This is a genomic window from Rhizobium sp. Rhizsp82, from assembly GCF_047325115.1.
GTDB lineage: Bacteria > Pseudomonadota > Alphaproteobacteria > Rhizobiales > Rhizobiaceae > Rhizobium.
This window is the reverse complement of sequence record NZ_CP168570.1, coordinates 1574934-1590309: the sequence shown is the minus strand read 5'-3', so window position 1 is coordinate 1590309 and position 15376 is coordinate 1574934. Positions and strand designations below refer to the sequence as shown.

The following is a 15376-nucleotide window of genomic DNA, read 5'->3' as shown; positions in this document are numbered from 1 at the left end:
GTAAAGCTCAGCCGAAGTTGAAAACGGCGCGCTCGGCGCGGTCGCCCTGATCGGGTGCGGGCGGCTCGGCGGCATCCAGATAGAACTTCACGGGCGCCGTCAGCACGAACCAGACGCAGGCGCCGGCCATGAAGGCGTGGCCGACCGGATCGTCGCTGCCGGCCAGAAACGGCAGGCCGCCGGAGACCGACAGCACCGTCATGCGCAGCGACCATTCGGCCTCACGCTTGGAGACGGCGCGGGCGCGGGCCGACTTGTATTGGCGGGCATCGTAGGCATTGGATTTCTTCAGCCGCAGCAGCTTGCGCAGCGACGGCAGAGCGAGCGCCACGAGCGCGGCGATGCTGAGCGCCAGCGGCATGCCCGAGAGACCATACCAGCAGCCCGCCGTCAGAAGCGAGATAACAGTGAGATTCCAGACCGGCTCCAGCCGCTCCGGCGCCTGACCGGTGCGGATATGCCATGCCTTGAGCACGCTCGCCGCGCCGTCAAGCAACGGCTCGTCGATATAACGATTGATCCAGTTCACGCTGATGCGCCCCTTCATTAGGAGAGGCTCAGGCAAAACCACGCAAAATCGGCATGAAGATGGCGGAGCGCCTCAAACGGTCAGTTTTGGCCTGACGGCATCGGCAATTTCGCGCATGCGATCGACCGGCGCATGGCCGATCAGCATGAAGGCATGGGTAGCCGTCGACCAGTAGATGACGTTCATGCCCTTGCGACCCTCGATGTCGGGTTCCTTCGCGCCCTTGCCGGAGCGGACGATACAGAGCGCCATCGGTCCGGTCTCGGGATCGAGATAGGCGATCTGAGCCAGGGGCTGATCGTCATATTCGAGAAGCTGGGCGCGCTTGAAATCGACGCCCGGCAGGGCGACGGCTTCCGGCGAGAGGTTGAGGCCGAGCTTGCCATCGACGCGGGCAAGCTGGGCGGCTTGGACGTCGGCGGGGGGAACCGGGCCTGCCAGCGTATCCGGCGTATAGAGCGCGATATATTCGGCAACGACGCTGCGCCATTCGCTGCCCTCGTCGCGGCCGAGATTGCGGCCAATCCCGAGATAGGCGCGGTCGGCGATGATGCCGACGGCAAGCGATGCGGCGAGCGCTCCGAAGAGGCCGCGGCGGGTGATGGTGGAGCGCTCCGTTTTGGCAGCGGCAGCGGGCGCCGGGATCGCGGCGAGCATGGCCTCCAGCCGGTCTTTCGGAGCTTCATCGAGCAGTGGCGCGAAGGCCTCGCGGAACGGCATGCTGCCGTTTGCCAGAAACTCGATACGGGCGGCGACTTCCTCGTCTTCATTGGCGAGCGCTTCGATGCGCGCCATCTCCTGCTGCGGCAGTTCGCCGTCGAGGAAGGCGGTCAGCTGTTCGTCGGAAGGCATGCGGATATCGCTGGTCATGGGCGCCCTCCTTCGGCTGTTTCGGCGGAGAGCCTGGCGCGGGCGGCGGCAAGGCGGCTCATCACGGTTCCGATCGGTATCTTCAAGATTTCTGCGACCTCACGATAGGCGAGCCCTTCGACATAGGCCAGGAATACGGCACTGCGCTGGGCCTCCGGCAAGGCATCGACCTTGCGCAGCAGCTGGGCGGCGGCGACATGGGTTTCCGTTGCCCCTGCCCCATCGAAAACCAGGGCTTCCTCGGCATCGGCGAAGCCTTGGCCCTGCCGCACCTTGCTGGCCCTGATCTCGTTCAGCCAGATGGAATGGAGAATGGAAAACAGCCAGCGGTCCAGCCGGGTGCCCGGCTCGAACTGCGCGGCTCGTTCCAGCGCCCGCACGCAGGTCTGCTGCACGAGATCTTCGGCGACATCCCGCTTGCGCGAGAGCACGAGGCCATAGCGCCAAAGACGGGAGAGATGCTCCGTCAGGCCCTTCCTGATATCCGCTTCGCTCGCGATGGCCGCCTCCGCGCCTGCTGTTTTCGGCGGCGCCGCCGGTTCGACCGGCGACTCCGATTTCGCGCGACTATAGGCAAGAAACGGGGCGTGTGCGACCGCCATCAGAGCAATCCTTTGCAGCCGGCTTCGCCCATTTCCTGGCCCTCAGATCTTCGAGGGATCGATGATCGCGGCGTTCAGATCCTGGTATTCCTCGCAGCCGGTGCCGCAGATCGTCTTGATCGTTGCCAGCTGGTCCTTGGCCATGTCGAGCTGGCCCTTGATGACGTAGGCCTCGCCGAGATATTCGCGGACCTTGGCATATTGCGGATCGAGCTTCACGGACTGCAGGTAGTAGGAAATACCTTCATCGGTGCGGCCGAGCTTGCGGGTGGCGTAGCCGCGGTAATTCAACACTTCAGCGTTGTTCTGGTCCTTCACCGTGTCGAGCATGGCGAGCGCCTCGTCATAGCGGGCGGCCTTTGCCAGCGAGTATGCGTAATCGGTGCGATTCTCGTCGGTGATGTTGGCGCTGCTCTGCTTCACGCACTTCTTGGCCTTCTTGTCGTAGACCTCGCCCTTCTTGCAGACCGGCATGGTCTCGCTGTCGTCGCCTGCGGCGAAGACCGGGACGGAGAATGCCGACGCGGCAATCAGGCCGCCGAGGACGAGAGAAGCGATACGGACAGTCGTGGTCGTCATGGGAAAATCTCCAGGGAAAATGACGTTGCACGCCGAGAACACCGCTGCCCGGCATTTTATTCGGCGGGGCTGACGATTTTCTCCGATCACCTTTTTGTGAGGGCCCCGCGCCGAATAAAGCCGGTGCCCGGGTGTTCTCCGCCCGCCGGCAGAACAAGGAGAACTCCGTGAACCCAACGGTGAAATTGCTCAGTCTCGCGACCGCCGTTCCGACTGATATCATCACGCAAGAGGAGGCCGCGGCTGCCTCCGCACGGCTGTTTGCGCATCGCTTCAAGGATTTCCGGCATCTTGCCGGCGTGTTCGAGAATGCCGGGATCGAGAAGCGGCATGCAGCGCGGCCGCTCGAATGGTTCGAGGCGCATCACGGCTGGCAGGACCGGATGGAGGCCTATACGCAAGTCGCAAGCCAGCTCTTTGCCGAGGCGGCGGAAAAGGCGCTGGCGCAGGCCGGTATCTCCGGAAGCGATATCGACTGCGTGGTGACGGTCTCCTCGACAGGGATCGTGACGCCGAGCCTCGATGCGCGTCTTGCCAGAAAGCTGGGGTTCAGGGCGGATATCGAGCGTGTGCCGGTCTTCGGGCTCGGCTGCGCGGCCGGTGTTTCCGGTCTCGGGATTGCGTCGCGGATCGCGGCGGTGCGGCCGGGCAAGACGGTGCTTTTCGTGGCGCTCGAGCTCTGCACGCTGGCATTCCGGCTGGACGAGCTGACGCGGCCGAACATTATTGCCACCGCGCTGTTTGCCGATGGCGCGGCGGCCTGTGTGCTGCAGAATGGCGAGCGCGGCATCGCCGAGGTGGAATCTTCGGGCGAGCATCTCTTTCCGGATACGCTCGATATCATGGGCTGGAAGATCGACGATACCGGCTTCGGCATCCTTCTGGCGCAGTCGCTGCCGCCCTTTGCCGAGCGTGAACTCGGTCCGGCGATCGATGGCATTCTTTCGCGCAGTGGCCTTGAACGCAGCCATATAGGTCGCTTCATCTGCCATCCGGGTGGAGCGAAGGTAATCGGCGCGATGGAGACGACGCTTGAGCTGGAGCCGGGAAGTCTCGATCACGAGCGCGCAGTGCTTGCCGAATTCGGCAACATGTCGTCGCCGACAGTGCTCTTCGTGCTGGGGCGCGCCATCCGCGCCGGCCTGCCGGCGCGCGCCGCCGTCATCGCCATGGGACCCGGCTTTTCGGCAAGCTGCGTGACGCTGAAGAGGATCGGGTGATGCTTCCTTCCCTCCTTCTCCTCGGCTTCGTGACACTACAGCGGCTGGCCGAATTGCTGATTGCGAGACGCAACACGCGGGCGCTCATGGCCCGCGGTGCACGAGAGGCCGGCGCAGCGCATTATCCTGTCATGGTCGCACTGCATGCGGCCTGGCTTGGCGGTCTGTGGCTGCTGGCGCTTGGGCATCAGGTGCAGGTTGGCTGGCTGGCGGTGTTTCTGCTGCTGCAGGCGCTGCGGGTCTGGGTTCTAATGACATTGAAAGGGCGATGGACGACGCGGGTGATCGTGCTGCCCGGCGAGCAGCTGGTGACAGCGGGGCCTTACAGGCTCGTCAGGCATCCGAATTACGTGATCGTGGCAGGCGAGATCGCGGCGCTGCCGCTCGCCTTTGGCCTCCCCCTCTACGCCCTGCTTTTCTCCATTCTCAACGCGGCGATGCTGTGGGTGCGCATCCGCGTTGAAAATGCCGCATTGAGCGGGCAATGAAATTGAAATGAAAGGCGATTTTTCGTTTGCACCGCGGCCAGCCTAAGGGCATTTTCGGGTCTTGGAACTCAGTGGGCTGCAAGAAAAAATGACCAAGACTGCGATCGTTCTCGGTGCCGGTATCATCGGTGTTTCGACTGCCATTCATCTGCAACGCCGCGGGCGGCAGGTGGTGCTGGTCGATCGCAAGGCACCGGGCAACGAAACGTCGTTCGGCAATGCCGGCCTCATCCAGCGCGAGGGCGTGGTGCCCTACGGCTTTCCGCAGCAGCTCGGCCTGTTGCTGCGCTATGCGCTGAACAACCGCATCGACGCCCATTATCACCTGAAGACGCTGCCGAAGCAGGTGGCGTTCCTCGCCCGCTACTGGTGGAACTCCAATGCGCGCCGCCACGAGGCGATCACCCGCGCCTATGCGCCGCTGATCGAGAACTCGGTTTCCGAACACCGCGACCTGATCGAATCCTCAAATGCCGAGGCGCTGATCCGCAAGGACGGCTGGATGCGGGTGTTCCGCACCCAGGAGAAATTCGACGAGGCGGTGGCCGAGGCAGCGCTCTGGGAGCGCGAATTCGGCGTCACCTATGACAAGCTCGGTTCCGCCGATGTTGCCGGCATCGAGCCGGGGCTGACGCAGACCTTCAAGGGCGGCCTGCGCTGGCGCGATCCGTGGTCCGTGCTGGATCCGCATGCGCTGACGGCAGCCTATTGCGCCTATTTCGAAAGCATCGGCGGCCGCTTCGTCAGCGGCGACGCGAACTCGCTAGGACAGGCCGGTTCCGGCTGGAGGATCGCGACCGTCGAAGGGCCGGTCGATGCCGATGACGCGGTGCTGGCGCTTGGCCCTTGGGCGGCGGTGGCGACGAAGCGGCTCGGCTATTCCTTCCCGCTCGGCGTCAAGCGCGGCTATCACATGCATTATGCTGCGCAGGGCAATACCGTGCTCAACAACTGGACGCTCGATGCCGAGCGCGGCTATTTCCTGGCGCCGATGAACAAGGGCATCCGCCTGACGACCGGGGCGGAATTCGCAACGCTCGATGCGCCGAAGACCCCGGTGCAGCTCGATCGCGCCGAGAAGGTGGCCCGCACCATCTTCCCGCTCGGCGAGCGCCTCGACCCCGAACCGTGGATGGGCGCCCGCCCCTGCACGCCGGATATGATGCCCATCATCGGAAAGGCGCCGCGGCACAACGGCCTGTGGTTCGCCTTCGGCCATGCGCATCACGGACTGACGCTCGGGCCGGTGACCGGACGCGTGCTGGCGGAGCTCATCACCGGCGAGACGCCGTTTATCGATATCTCGGCCTATTCGCCGCAGCGCTTCAATGCCTAAGCATTTGCGCAATTTAGCTTTTTGGCACCAGATGAATCCGCATCGCGCCGCCTGAAGGAAATAGGATTCCTCCAAATGTGGAGCCTGAAGTTCTAGTATTGCGCTAGAATTTCAGGAGAATCCCATGTCCATCGCTTCACCCAGTCTTCCCGGGCTGAAAGAACCATCGCTCGGAACGCCGGGCCTCGGCTCGCTTGCCGTCCTCGTTCTCGGCACGCTGCTGCTCGGCTATTTCTACGGACCGGCGCAGGGCGCGCTGTTCCTCGTCGGCGGGGCGCTCGGTATCGCGCTCTATCATGCCGCCTTCGGCTTCACCTCTGCCTGGCGCGTTCTCATTCTCGATGGCCGCGGCCGCGGCTTGCGGGTGCAGATGATCCTGCTTGCGATCGCCGTGGTGTTGTTCTTCCCGTTCCTCGCAAGCGGCACGCTGTTCGGCCATGAGGTGAAGGGCTCGGTCTCGCCTGCGGGCCTCGGCGTCATCGCCGGATCCTTCATGTTCGGCATCGGCATGCAGCTTGGCGGCGGGTGCGCTTCGGGCACGCTGTTTACCGCCGGTGGCGGCAATGCGCGCATGCTGATCACGCTCTTGTTCTTCATCATCGGCTCGGTGCTCGGCACCGTGAATTTCGACTGGTGGGTGAGCCTTCCGTCGCTGCCGCCGACTTCGCTCGTGCAGAGCTTCGGCGCCCTGGGCGGTATCGCCGTTTCGCTTTTGATCTTCGCCGCTGTTGCCTGGATCAGCGTCATCGTCGAGAAGCGCTGGCATGGTTCGCTCGAGCAGCCGGCCCCCTCGCCCCGCCAGGGCCTTTCGCGCTTCCTGCGCGGTCCCTGGCCGCTGGTGCTTGGCGCCTTGGCGCTTGCACTTCTGAACTTCGTGACGCTGGCGATCGCCGGCCGCCCCTGGGGCATCACCTCGGCCTTCGCGCTCTGGGGTGCGAAGGGCGCGCTGCTGCTCGGCATCGACCCGACCGCCTGGGCCTACTGGCAGACGCCGGCCAATGCCAAGGCGCTTTCCGACAGCGTCTTTGCCGATATCACCTCGGTCATGGATTTCGGCATCATCGCCGGTGCGATGCTCGCGTCGTCGCTTGCCGGACGTTTCTCACCGAGCTGGGATATTCCGCTGCGCTCGGTCGTTGCTGCCGTCGTCGGCGGCCTGCTGCTCGGCTATGGCGCGCGCATCGCCTATGGCTGCAATATCGGCGCCTATTTCTCCGGCATCGCATCGGGCAGCCTGCATGGCTACCTCTGGGCGTTTTCGGCCTTTGCGGGGAATATCGTCGGGGTGAAGTTCCGCCCGTTCTTCTTCCTGGAAAAGAAGAACCTGCGCCGGATCGACGGTTAGGAGATACCGAGCGGCGCGAGCTTGTTTCGCGCCGCTTCCGCAATTCCCTCGATCGTATCGTCGATATCGACGGTGACGACGCCGGGTTCGCCGGTCGGAACTTCGAGGGTTGCGAGCTGGCTTTCGAGCAGCGAGGCCGGCATGAAATGGCCGGTGCGGTGGCCCATGCGGTCGGTCAGCAGCTCCTTGGAGCCATCCAGATAGACGAAGAAGAGATTGCCGCCGGCGGCACTGCGCAGCCGCTCGCGATAGATGCGCTTCAGCGCGGAGCAGGAGACGATGACGCCCTCGCCCTTGGCGAGAGCGGCCTTGATCGTCTCGCCGATGAGATCGAGCCAGGGCATCCGGTCGTCGTCGGTCAAGGGAATGCCCTTCGACATTTTCTCGACATTGGCGCGCGGGTGCAGCTGGTCGCCTTCGACGAAGCGGAGGCTGAGCGCCTCCGCCAGTTTCTCGCCGATCGAGGATTTGCCGGAGCCGCTGACACCCATGACGATGATGGCATGGGGCTTGCGGTCGATCTCCGGCATTTCTGATCCTCGTTCTCGGGCTATCGTCCCTTAGGAAGCAACAGCCGCCTTGCGGGCCAGACGTGCCCGGATGGTGTCGACATCGGCTCGCGGCGTCGCCGCAAACAGCGTCTTGGTATAGCTGTGCTGCGGATCGCTGAAAACCTGATCGCGGCTACCGTATTCGACTGCTTCGCCGAAATACATCACCATGACCTCATCGGCCATGTAGCGAACGACCGAGAGGTCGTGGCTGATGAAGACGTAGGTGAGGTTCAGCTCGTCCTGCAGGTCGGCGAGCAGGTTCAGCACCTGTGCCTGCACCGAGAGGTCGAGCGCCGAGACCGGCTCGTCGAGAACCAGAAGCCGCGGCTTCAGCATCAGGGCGCGCGCAATGGCGATACGCTGGCGCTGACCGCCGGAGAACATGTGCGGATAGCGATTGAAGTGGATCTCCTGGAGACCGACCTTCTTGAGCATCGCCATCGCCAGCTCCCGCCGTTCGGCAGCGGGCGTATTGGTGTTGATGATCAGCGGCTCCATCAGGATATCGCCGATCTTCTTGCGCGGGTTCAGCGAACCATAGGGGTTCTGGAAGACGATCTGCACCTTGCGGCGGATCTCCGGCGTCAGGTCGCCGGCGGCGATATCCACCTTCTTGCCGTCGATCATCAGTTCGCCCGCCGTGGCAGGGTCGATCATGGTGACGATACGGGCAAGCGTGGACTTGCCGCAGCCGCTTTCGCCGACGATTGCCAGCGTCTTGCCCTGCTCGACCTTGAAGCTCACGCCCTTGACGGCATGAACTGTCTTTGCCTGCTTGAAGAGGCCGCCCGGCAGATAGTAGTCGCGGACGATATTCTTGGCTTCGAGGACTGGCGTCATTGAGCCGCTCCCTGATTGAAAAGCTCGCCGATGGTCGGCAGGCGATCACCGGTGGCGTTGTCGGGAAGAGCTGCGAGCAGAGCGCGCGTATAGTCGCTCTTCGGCGCTTCGAAGAGCGACAGGACGTCGGCCTCTTCCATCTTCTTGCCCTTGTACTGAACGATCACGCGATCGGCGGTTTCCGCGACCACGCCCATGTTGTGGGTGATCATGATCAGGCCCATGCGATGTTCCGTCTGCAGGCGCATCAGGAGATCGAGGATCTGCTTCTGGATCGTCACATCAAGCGCGGTGGTCGGCTCGTCGGCGATCAGCAGCTTCGGATTGCAGGCAATCGCGATGGCGATCATCACGCGCTGGCACTGACCGCCCGACATCTGGTGCGGGAAGTGGTTGAGCCGCTCGGCCGGGTTCGGAATACCGACCGCCTCGAAGAGTTCGATCGCACGCTTGCGGCGCGCGGCCTTGTCGAGGCCGAGATGGATCTTCAGGACTTCCTCGATCTGGAAGCCGACCGTGAAGCACGGATTGAGGCTGGCGATCGGTTCCTGGAAGATCATCGACATGTCCTTGCCGATGATCTGGCGGCGCTGAGCACCGGACATGCCGAGCAGGTTCTGGCCGTCGAAGACCATCTTGTCGGCGGTGACCTTGGCGGTCCAGGGCAGAAGGCCCATGGCGGCCAGCATCGAGACCGACTTGCCTGAACCGGATTCGCCGACGATGGCGAGAACTTCGCCCGGATCGACCTTCAGGGAGACGCCGTCCACGGCACGGAAGGCACCGGTCGATGTCTGAAACTCGACGACGAGATTTTCGATTTCGAGAAGTGCCATATCAGGACCTCTTCAGCTTGGGATCGAGCGCATCACGCAGGCCGTCACCCATCAGGTTGATGGCAACGACGGTGATGAGGATCGCGAGACCCGGGAAAGTGACCACCCACCAGGCGCGCTGGATGAACTCGCGCGCTTCGGCAAGCATCGTGCCCCATTCGGGTGTCGGCGGCTGTGCGCCCATGCCGAGGAAGCCGAGGGCGGCTGCATCAAGGATCGCCGCCGAGAAGGCGAGCGTTGCCTGAACGATCAGCGAGGCCAGGCAGTTCGGCAGGATGGTCTTGAACATCAGGCGCAGCGTGCCGGCACCGGCAACGCGCGAAGCGACGACATATTCCTTCTCGCGTTCGCTCATGACGGCAGCGCGCGTCAGGCGGACGAAGTGCGGCTGGTTGACGATCGAGATGGCGATCATCGCGTTGGTCAGGCCCGGGCCGAGAACCGCGACCAGCACCAGGGCGAGCAGCAGCGACGGGAAGGCCAGGATGATATCCATCAGGCGCATGATGACGATGTCGACGCGGCCGCGGAAATAACCGGCGACGAGACCGATCAGAACGCCGGCGACGACCGAGAGCGTGACGACGACGACGCCGATGAACAGCGAGAAGCGCGCGCCATAGATCAGACGCGACAGGATATCGCGGCCGACGGCATCGGTGCCGAGCGGATAGGAGAAGCTGCCGCCGTCCATCCAGAACGGCACCGACAGCAGAAGCTGGCGGTTCTGCTCGTCAGGCGCATGCGGGGCGACAATTGGCGCGCCGATGGCGATGACGAGGATCAGCAGGAAGATGAAGAGGCCGATGACGGCGCCCTTGTTTCGCGAGAAATAGTACCAGAACTCCGCGAGGGCGGATGGCTGGCCGGTTTTGGTAGATACCGTGCTCATGGGCCGCTCCTAGTGACGAATACGCGGGTTGATAAGGCCATAGGTGACGTCAACCAGCAGATTGACCAGCATGATGATGCCGGCGATCAGCAGAAGACCACCCTGGACGACCGCGTAGTCACGCTTGAAGACCGCGTCGACCATCCACTTGCCGATACCCGGCCAGGAGAAGATCGTTTCGGTCAGGATCGCGCCTGCGAGAAGCACGCCGACCTGCAGACCGATGGTCGTGATGACGGGGATCATGGCGTTGCGCAGCGCATGGACGCCGACGACACGCAGGGGCTTGAGCCCCTTGGAGCGGGCGGTGCGCACATAGTCCTCACCCAGCACTTCGAGCATCGCCGAGCGCGTCTGGCGCGCGATGACGGCCAGCGGAATGGTGGCGAGAACGATGGTCGGCAGGATGAGATAGCTGACGGCGGACTTGAAGGCGCCGGCCTGGCCGGACAGCAGACTGTCGATCAGCATGAAGCCGGTGACCGGCTTGAAGAAATACATCAGCGAGATGCGGCCCGAAACGGGCGTCCAGCCGAGATAGCCGGAGAAGAAGATGACGAGCAGCAGGCCCCACCAGAAGATCGGCATCGAATAGCCGATGAGGGCAACGCCCATCACGCTCTGGTCGAACCAGGTCCCTCGCTTGACCGCGGCGAAGACGCCGGCGGGAATGCCGAGCAGAGCCGCCAGGATGATGGCGCAGAGCGACAGTTCCAGCGTGGCCGGGAAGAGCGTGAAGAATTCGCCGAGAACCGGGCGCTTGGTGACGATCGAGGTTCCGAGATCGCCGTGCAAGACCTTACCCAGGTAATCGAAATACTGCACATACATCGGCCTGTCGAAGCCGAGATCATGCATGATCTGGGCGTGACGTTCAGGCGCCATGACTCGTTCGCCCGACAACAACATGACGGGGTCGCCCGGAAGCAGGCGGATGAACGAAAAGGCGATGAGCGAAACGCCGAGGAACGTTGGGATCAGCACCGCAAGGCGGCCGATGAAAAAACGTAACATGGCAGGTGTCCAATAGTTTCCGGCGGTCAGGATGATCCTGACCGCCGGCCAAGCCCGGCTCTCGCCGGACAGTTTACAGATTTTCTATTATTCGGAAATGTCCACGCCGTCGAAGCGGTGGATACCGAGCGGGTCCATGTGGAAGCCCGTGACCTTCTTGCTCATCGGAACGAAGACGACCGAGTGGTCGATCGTTGCCCAAGGAGCTTCTTTCTTGAAGATCAGCTGAGCCTGCTCATAGAGCTTGGTGCGTTCTGCGACGTCGGCCGTCTGCTTGGCCTTCTTCATCAGATCGTCATAGTCCTTGTTGCACCACTGAGCGCGGTTGTTACCGCCAACAGCCGTGCAGCCGAGCAGCGTGTCCATGAAGTTGTCCGGGTCGCCGTTGTCGCCGGTCCAGCCGAGGATGACGGCGCCATCGCGCTTCACGTCGGAGGAGAGCTTCAGGTATTCGGCCCATTCATGGGTAACGATTTCGACCTTGACGCCAACCTTGGCGAAGTCGGCCTGCATCAGTTCAGCTGCGCGGCGTGCGTTCAGCATGTACGGACGCGAAACCGGCATTGCCCAGATCTTCATCGAAAGATCCTTGATGCCTGCAGCTTCAAGAGCCTTCTTCGAGCCTTCCGGATCGTACTTGTCGTCAACGACGGCATCATTGTACGACCACATTGTCGGCGGGATCGGGTTCTTGGCAACGGTGGCGGCGCCCTGGAAGACGGCGTCAACGATAGCCTGCTTGTTGATCGCCATGTTCAGCGCACGGCGGACTTCCGGCTTGTCGAAAGGAGCCATCTGCGTGTTGTAGGCGAGGAAGCCGATGTTGAGGCCCGGCTGTTCGGCAACGGTGAGGTTCTCGTCCTTCTTCAGCTCGGAAACGTCAGCAGCGTTCGGATAAGGAACGATGTGGCATTCGCCAGCCTTCAGCTTCTGGGCGCGGACCGAAGCGTCCGTGGTGATCGCGAATACGAGATCGTCGATCTTTTCCTTGCCCTTGAAGTAGGTTTCGTTGGCCTTGTAGCGGATGACGGCATCCGGCTGGTAGGCAACGAAGGTGAACGGACCGGTGCCGAGCGGCTGCTGGTTCAGCTGAGCCATCTTGCCGTCAGCTGCGAGCTTGTCGGCATATTCCTTGGAAACGATCGATGCAAAGTCCATGGCGAGGTCGGCCAGGAACGGAGCTTCCGGACGGTTCAGCGTGAACTTGACCGTCAGGTCGTCAACCTTTTCGATCGACTTGACGAGATCCGGGAAGCCCATGCCGGCAGCGTATTCGTAAGAACCGCCTTCAACATACTTGTTCCACGGATTGTCGGCGCGCAGCTGGCGCTCGAACGAGAAAACGACGTCATCGGCCGTCAGGTCACGCGTCGGCGTGAAGAAGTCGGTCGTCTGGAACTTTACGCCCGGATGCAGCTTGAAAGTGTATTCCTTGCCGTCGTCCGAAACGGTCCAGCTGTCGGCAACGCCGGGCTCGATCTCCGTACCGCCGTGCTTGAATTCGACGAGGCGGCTGTAAACCGTACGCGAGGAAGCGTCAAAGGTCGTGCCTGCGGTGTAGAGGCTCGGATCGAAGCCTTCCGGCGATCCCTCAGAGCAGTAGACAAGCGTCTTGGAGTAGGCGGCGGTGGCCATGACCGAAGCCAGGGCTGTCGCTGCCAGCAGGACAGAGAACTTTTTCATGATGTTGTTTCCCAGGTTTGTTCTTTTTGATCTTTGGAGATCGGCGCTAGTTATCCCGATCGGCGGGCCGATGGAACGACATTTATTTGCTGAAAGCAACGCCATCCGCAGAAAATTTTTCCGTAAAAGCAACTTTAGAAATTTTCGGTCAAAAATAGGCCCAAATTTGCAAGATTGAGGCACATTCGCCCGCGATTCTGTCGCATTTGGTATAATTTCGCGTCTCTCGACGGCATTGAAAGCGGTTTCAAGAGGCTGTGATATATCAACAAGACGTGACCGGAAACGAGAAACCGCAGCTACCGGGAGTAGCTGCGGTTTCATGACGATTTTCGACTATTCCAATATTAGGCAGCCGGAGCGGGTATCGCAGGCTTGCGAAAAGCCTGGTCGCCGGTGAGGCCGAGCAGGAAGTTGATCTGCGGGCGGGCCTTCACGAGGTCGTCGATGGAATACTCGGTCAGCACGTCGAAGAAGGCGTTCAGCGCCTTGCGCAGTGCCGAGTTCAGACCGCAGCTATCGACCAGCGGGCACTCGACCGCGCCATCTTCAAAGCACTCTGCCATCGCAAAGCTGTCTTCGGTGACGCGCACGACATCGAACAGGCTGATATCGGTTGCCGGCTTGCCAAGGCGCACGCCGCCATTGCGGCCACGAACGGTTTCGACGAGACCCGCCTTGTTCAGCGGCTGCAGGATCTTGAAAAGGAAAAGCTCGGAAACACCATATGCCTTGGCGATTTCGGGGATCCGGCTCAGATGTCCGTCATTGGCAGCGCAATACATCAACATGCGAACCGCATAGTTGGTCTGCTTCGTCAATCGCATGCCGTTCTCCTGACTCGATAGGGGCTGAAGCCTATATAGTGGCTTTGATAGTTTTGAACAATTCCAAAATATGAAAGTCGGAGTCACGTTTATGCGGCCCCTCGCCGCATAGCGTCAAACGAAAAACGGGCCCCGCCGGGAGCCCGTTTTCCTGATCCTACAGGAGGAATCGCTTACTTCATCGTCGGCATGACGAACTCGGCGCCATCCTTGATGCCCGACGGCCAGCGGCTGGTCACGGTCTTGGTGCGGGTCCAGAACTTGATCGAGTCGGTGCCGTGCTGGTTGAGATCGCCGAAGGACGAGGACTTCCAGCCGCCGAAGGAGTGGTAGGCGAGCGGAACCGGGATCGGAACGTTGACGCCAACCATGCCGATGTTGATGCGCGAGGCGAAGTCGCGGGCCGCATCGCCGTCACGGGTATAGATCGCGACGCCGTTGCCATATTCATGCTTCATCGGCAGTTCGAGGGCTTCCTCGTAGTTCTTGGCACGGACGACCGAGAGAACCGGTCCGAAGATTTCGGTCTTGTAGATGTCCATATCGGGCGTGACGTTGTCGAACAGGCAGCCGCCGACGAAATAGCCGTCTTCATAACCCTGGAGCTTGAAGTCGCGGCCGTCGACGACGAGCTTTGCGCCTTCATCGACACCCTTGTTGATCAGGCCCATGATGCGCGCCTGGGCTTCCTTGGTGACAACCGGGCCCATGTCCGCCTTGTCGTCGGTGTAGGGACCGATGCGCAGCGACTCGACCATCGGGGTCAGCTTGGCGATCAGGCGGTTGGCGGTTTCCTCGCCGACCGGAACGGCAACCGAGATCGCCATGCAGCGCTCGCCGGCAGAGCCGTAGCCTGCGCCCATCAGCGCGTTGGCAGCCTGATCGAGATCGGCATCCGGCATGATGATCATGTGGTTCTTGGCGCCGCCGAAGCACTGGGCGCGCTTGCCGTTCTGGGCAGCGGTGCCATAGACGTAGCGGGCGATCGGCGTGGAGCCGACGAAGGAGACGGCCGAGATATCCGGATGCGTCAGGATCGCGTCGACCGCGCCCTTGTCGCCGTTGACGACGTTCAGGATGCCGGCAGGCAGGCCTGCTTCGATCATCAGTTCGGCAAGACGGATCGGAACGGACGGATCGCGCTCGGAGGGCTTCAGGATGAAGGCGTTGCCGCAGGCGATCGCCGGGGCGAACATCCACATCGGGATCATGGCCGGGAAGTTGAACGGCGTGATGCCGGCGCCGATGCCGACGGCCTGGCGGATCGAATACATGTCGATATTCGGACCTGCGCCTTCGGTGAATTCGCTCTTGGCGAGATGCGGAATGCCGATGACGAATTCGCAGACTTCTAGGCCGCGAATGATATCGCCCTTGGAGTCTTCGATGGTCTTGCCATGTTCCTTGGAGAGCAGCTCGGCGAGCTCGTTCATGTTGTCATTGAGCAGCTGAACGAACTTCATGAACACACGGGCGCGGCGCTGCGGGTTGGTGGCAGCCCACTTCGGCTGAGCAGCCTTGGCGCTCTGTACCGCTGCATCCATCTCGGCATCGCTGGCGAGCGCGACTGTTGCCTGAACTTCGCCGGTTGCCGGGTTATAGACGTTGCTGGTGCGGCCGCTGGTGCCTGCAACCTGCTTGCCGCCGATGAAATGTCCGATCTGACGCATGAGAAGTGCTCCTCCTATTTTTTGGATGGCGAACAATCGCACTTCAATTTGCACAAATCAATGAGCTGAGATAAGCAACCGTTGTGCATAA

The 15376-nt window shown here is 62.0% G+C and carries 16 protein-coding genes; 4 read left to right on the top strand and 12 right to left on the bottom strand.

Annotated features, from left to right (window positions below):
* Window positions 1-7: 7 nt before the first annotated feature.
* The 4 genes from ACEN84_RS12510 to ACEN84_RS12495 are packed head-to-tail and all read right to left on the bottom strand — an operon-like array spanning window position 8 to window position 2580.
* Window positions 8-547 carry a hypothetical protein gene (locus tag ACEN84_RS12510; RefSeq protein ID WP_413711020.1) on the bottom strand — a complete coding sequence of 180 codons (540 nt, stop codon included), beginning with the start codon at window positions 545-547 and terminating at the stop codon, window positions 8-10.
* Between the two features lie 54 nt (window positions 548-601).
* Window positions 602-1399 carry an anti-sigma factor family protein gene (locus ACEN84_RS12505; protein WP_413711019.1) on the bottom strand — a complete coding sequence of 266 codons (798 nt, stop codon included), beginning with the start codon at window positions 1397-1399 and terminating at the stop codon, window positions 602-604.
* Window positions 1396-2001: an RNA polymerase sigma factor gene (locus ACEN84_RS12500; RefSeq protein WP_413711018.1), complete on the bottom strand. Its 606-nt coding sequence runs from the start codon at window positions 1999-2001 to the stop codon at window positions 1396-1398. Before ACEN84_RS12500 ends, ACEN84_RS12505 begins: the two co-directional genes overlap by 4 nt.
* A gap of 42 nt (window positions 2002-2043) precedes the next feature.
* The gene (locus tag ACEN84_RS12495) at window positions 2044-2580 is read right to left on the bottom strand and encodes a tetratricopeptide repeat protein (RefSeq protein ID WP_112713146.1); all 537 of its coding nucleotides are present in this window, start codon (window positions 2578-2580) and stop codon (window positions 2044-2046) included.
* A 167-nt stretch (window positions 2581-2747) separates the two neighbouring features.
* Between ACEN84_RS12495 and ACEN84_RS12490 the strand changes: the two genes are divergently transcribed.
* The 4 genes from ACEN84_RS12490 (at window position 2748) to ACEN84_RS12475 (ending at window position 6969) form a co-directional block, all read left to right on the top strand.
* Entirely contained in the window at window positions 2748-3800 is a 1053-nt protein-coding gene (locus ACEN84_RS12490) for a type III polyketide synthase (protein WP_413711017.1), read from the top strand.
* A complete protein-coding gene (locus tag ACEN84_RS12485; RefSeq protein WP_413711016.1) occupies window positions 3797-4288 on the top strand; it encodes an isoprenylcysteine carboxyl methyltransferase family protein in 492 nt (163 codons plus the stop codon). The genes ACEN84_RS12490 and ACEN84_RS12485 overlap by 4 nt, the downstream gene beginning before the upstream one ends.
* Before the next feature lie 88 nt (window positions 4289-4376).
* Window positions 4377-5624: an NAD(P)/FAD-dependent oxidoreductase gene (locus ACEN84_RS12480; RefSeq protein WP_112713150.1), complete on the top strand. Its 1248-nt coding sequence runs from the start codon at window positions 4377-4379 to the stop codon at window positions 5622-5624.
* Between the two features lie 124 nt (window positions 5625-5748).
* Window positions 5749-6969 carry a YeeE/YedE family protein gene (locus tag ACEN84_RS12475; protein ID WP_413711015.1) on the top strand — a complete coding sequence of 407 codons (1221 nt, stop codon included), beginning with the start codon at window positions 5749-5751 and terminating at the stop codon, window positions 6967-6969.
* Here ACEN84_RS12475 and ACEN84_RS12470 read toward each other — a convergent pair.
* The 8 genes from ACEN84_RS12470 to ACEN84_RS12435 form a co-directional block, all read right to left on the bottom strand.
* Window positions 6966-7499 (bottom strand): gluconokinase, encoded by a 534-nt coding sequence (locus tag ACEN84_RS12470; RefSeq protein WP_199626212.1) that lies wholly within the window; start codon window positions 7497-7499, stop codon window positions 6966-6968. The two genes, ACEN84_RS12475 and ACEN84_RS12470, sit on opposite strands and share 4 nt — an antisense overlap.
* A gap of 30 nt (window positions 7500-7529) precedes the next feature.
* Window positions 7530-8363, bottom strand: coding sequence for a dipeptide ABC transporter ATP-binding protein (locus tag ACEN84_RS12465; protein WP_413711014.1), 834 nt, complete (start codon window positions 8361-8363; stop codon window positions 7530-7532).
* Window positions 8360-9199: an ABC transporter ATP-binding protein gene (locus tag ACEN84_RS12460; RefSeq protein WP_203429556.1), complete on the bottom strand. Its 840-nt coding sequence runs from the start codon at window positions 9197-9199 to the stop codon at window positions 8360-8362. Before ACEN84_RS12460 ends, ACEN84_RS12465 begins: the two co-directional genes overlap by 4 nt.
* Before the next feature lies 1 nt (window position 9200).
* The gene (locus ACEN84_RS12455) at window positions 9201-10091 is read right to left on the bottom strand and encodes an ABC transporter permease subunit (RefSeq protein ID WP_112713160.1); all 891 of its coding nucleotides are present in this window, start codon (window positions 10089-10091) and stop codon (window positions 9201-9203) included.
* A gap of 9 nt (window positions 10092-10100) precedes the next feature.
* On the bottom strand, window positions 10101-11105 hold the full coding sequence (locus ACEN84_RS12450; RefSeq protein WP_112713162.1) for an ABC transporter permease subunit: 1005 nt from the start codon (window positions 11103-11105) through the stop codon (window positions 10101-10103).
* Between the two features lie 87 nt (window positions 11106-11192).
* A complete protein-coding gene (locus ACEN84_RS12445; RefSeq protein ID WP_112713164.1) occupies window positions 11193-12788 on the bottom strand; it encodes an ABC transporter substrate-binding protein in 1596 nt (531 codons plus the stop codon).
* 347 nt (window positions 12789-13135) lie between these two features.
* Window positions 13136-13615 (bottom strand): iron-responsive transcriptional regulator RirA, encoded by a 480-nt coding sequence (rirA, locus tag ACEN84_RS12440; protein ID WP_413711013.1) that lies wholly within the window; start codon window positions 13613-13615, stop codon window positions 13136-13138.
* Between the two features lie 173 nt (window positions 13616-13788).
* Window positions 13789-15285, bottom strand: coding sequence for a CoA-acylating methylmalonate-semialdehyde dehydrogenase (locus ACEN84_RS12435; protein ID WP_112713168.1), 1497 nt, complete (start codon window positions 15283-15285; stop codon window positions 13789-13791).
* Between the last annotated feature and the right edge of the window lie 91 nt (window positions 15286-15376).

What these genes read in the sequence shown, in the direction of transcription:
- ACEN84_RS12450 (WP_112713162.1), bottom strand. Translation starts at nt 11,105, where the DNA reads ATGTTACGTTTTTTCATCGGCCGCCTTGCGGTGCTGATCCCAACGTTC.
- ACEN84_RS12435 (WP_112713168.1), bottom strand. Translation starts at nt 15,285, where the DNA reads ATGCGTCAGATCGGACATTTCATCGGCGGCAAGCAGGTTGCAGGCACC.
- ACEN84_RS12470 (WP_199626212.1), bottom strand. Translation starts at nt 7,499, where the DNA reads ATGCCGGAGATCGACCGCAAGCCCCATGCCATCATCGTCATGGGTGTC.
- ACEN84_RS12500 (WP_413711018.1), bottom strand. Translation starts at nt 2,001, where the DNA reads ATGGCGGTCGCACACGCCCCGTTTCTTGCCTATAGTCGCGCGAAATCG.
- ACEN84_RS12465 (WP_413711014.1), bottom strand. Translation starts at nt 8,363, where the DNA reads ATGACGCCAGTCCTCGAAGCCAAGAATATCGTCCGCGACTACTATCTG.
- ACEN84_RS12460 (WP_203429556.1), bottom strand. Translation starts at nt 9,199, where the DNA reads ATGGCACTTCTCGAAATCGAAAATCTCGTCGTCGAGTTTCAGACATCG.
- ACEN84_RS12510 (WP_413711020.1), bottom strand. Translation starts at nt 547, where the DNA reads ATGAAGGGGCGCATCAGCGTGAACTGGATCAATCGTTATATCGACGAG.
- ACEN84_RS12475 (WP_413711015.1), top strand. Translation starts at nt 5,749, where the DNA reads ATGTCCATCGCTTCACCCAGTCTTCCCGGGCTGAAAGAACCATCGCTC.
- ACEN84_RS12480 (WP_112713150.1), top strand. Translation starts at nt 4,377, where the DNA reads ATGACCAAGACTGCGATCGTTCTCGGTGCCGGTATCATCGGTGTTTCG.
- ACEN84_RS12505 (WP_413711019.1), bottom strand. Translation starts at nt 1,399, where the DNA reads ATGACCAGCGATATCCGCATGCCTTCCGACGAACAGCTGACCGCCTTC.
- ACEN84_RS12455 (WP_112713160.1), bottom strand. Translation starts at nt 10,091, where the DNA reads ATGAGCACGGTATCTACCAAAACCGGCCAGCCATCCGCCCTCGCGGAG.
- ACEN84_RS12445 (WP_112713164.1), bottom strand. Translation starts at nt 12,788, where the DNA reads ATGAAAAAGTTCTCTGTCCTGCTGGCAGCGACAGCCCTGGCTTCGGTC.
- ACEN84_RS12495 (WP_112713146.1), bottom strand. Translation starts at nt 2,580, where the DNA reads ATGACGACCACGACTGTCCGTATCGCTTCTCTCGTCCTCGGCGGCCTG.
- rirA (WP_413711013.1), bottom strand. Translation starts at nt 13,615, where the DNA reads ATGCGATTGACGAAGCAGACCAACTATGCGGTTCGCATGTTGATGTAT.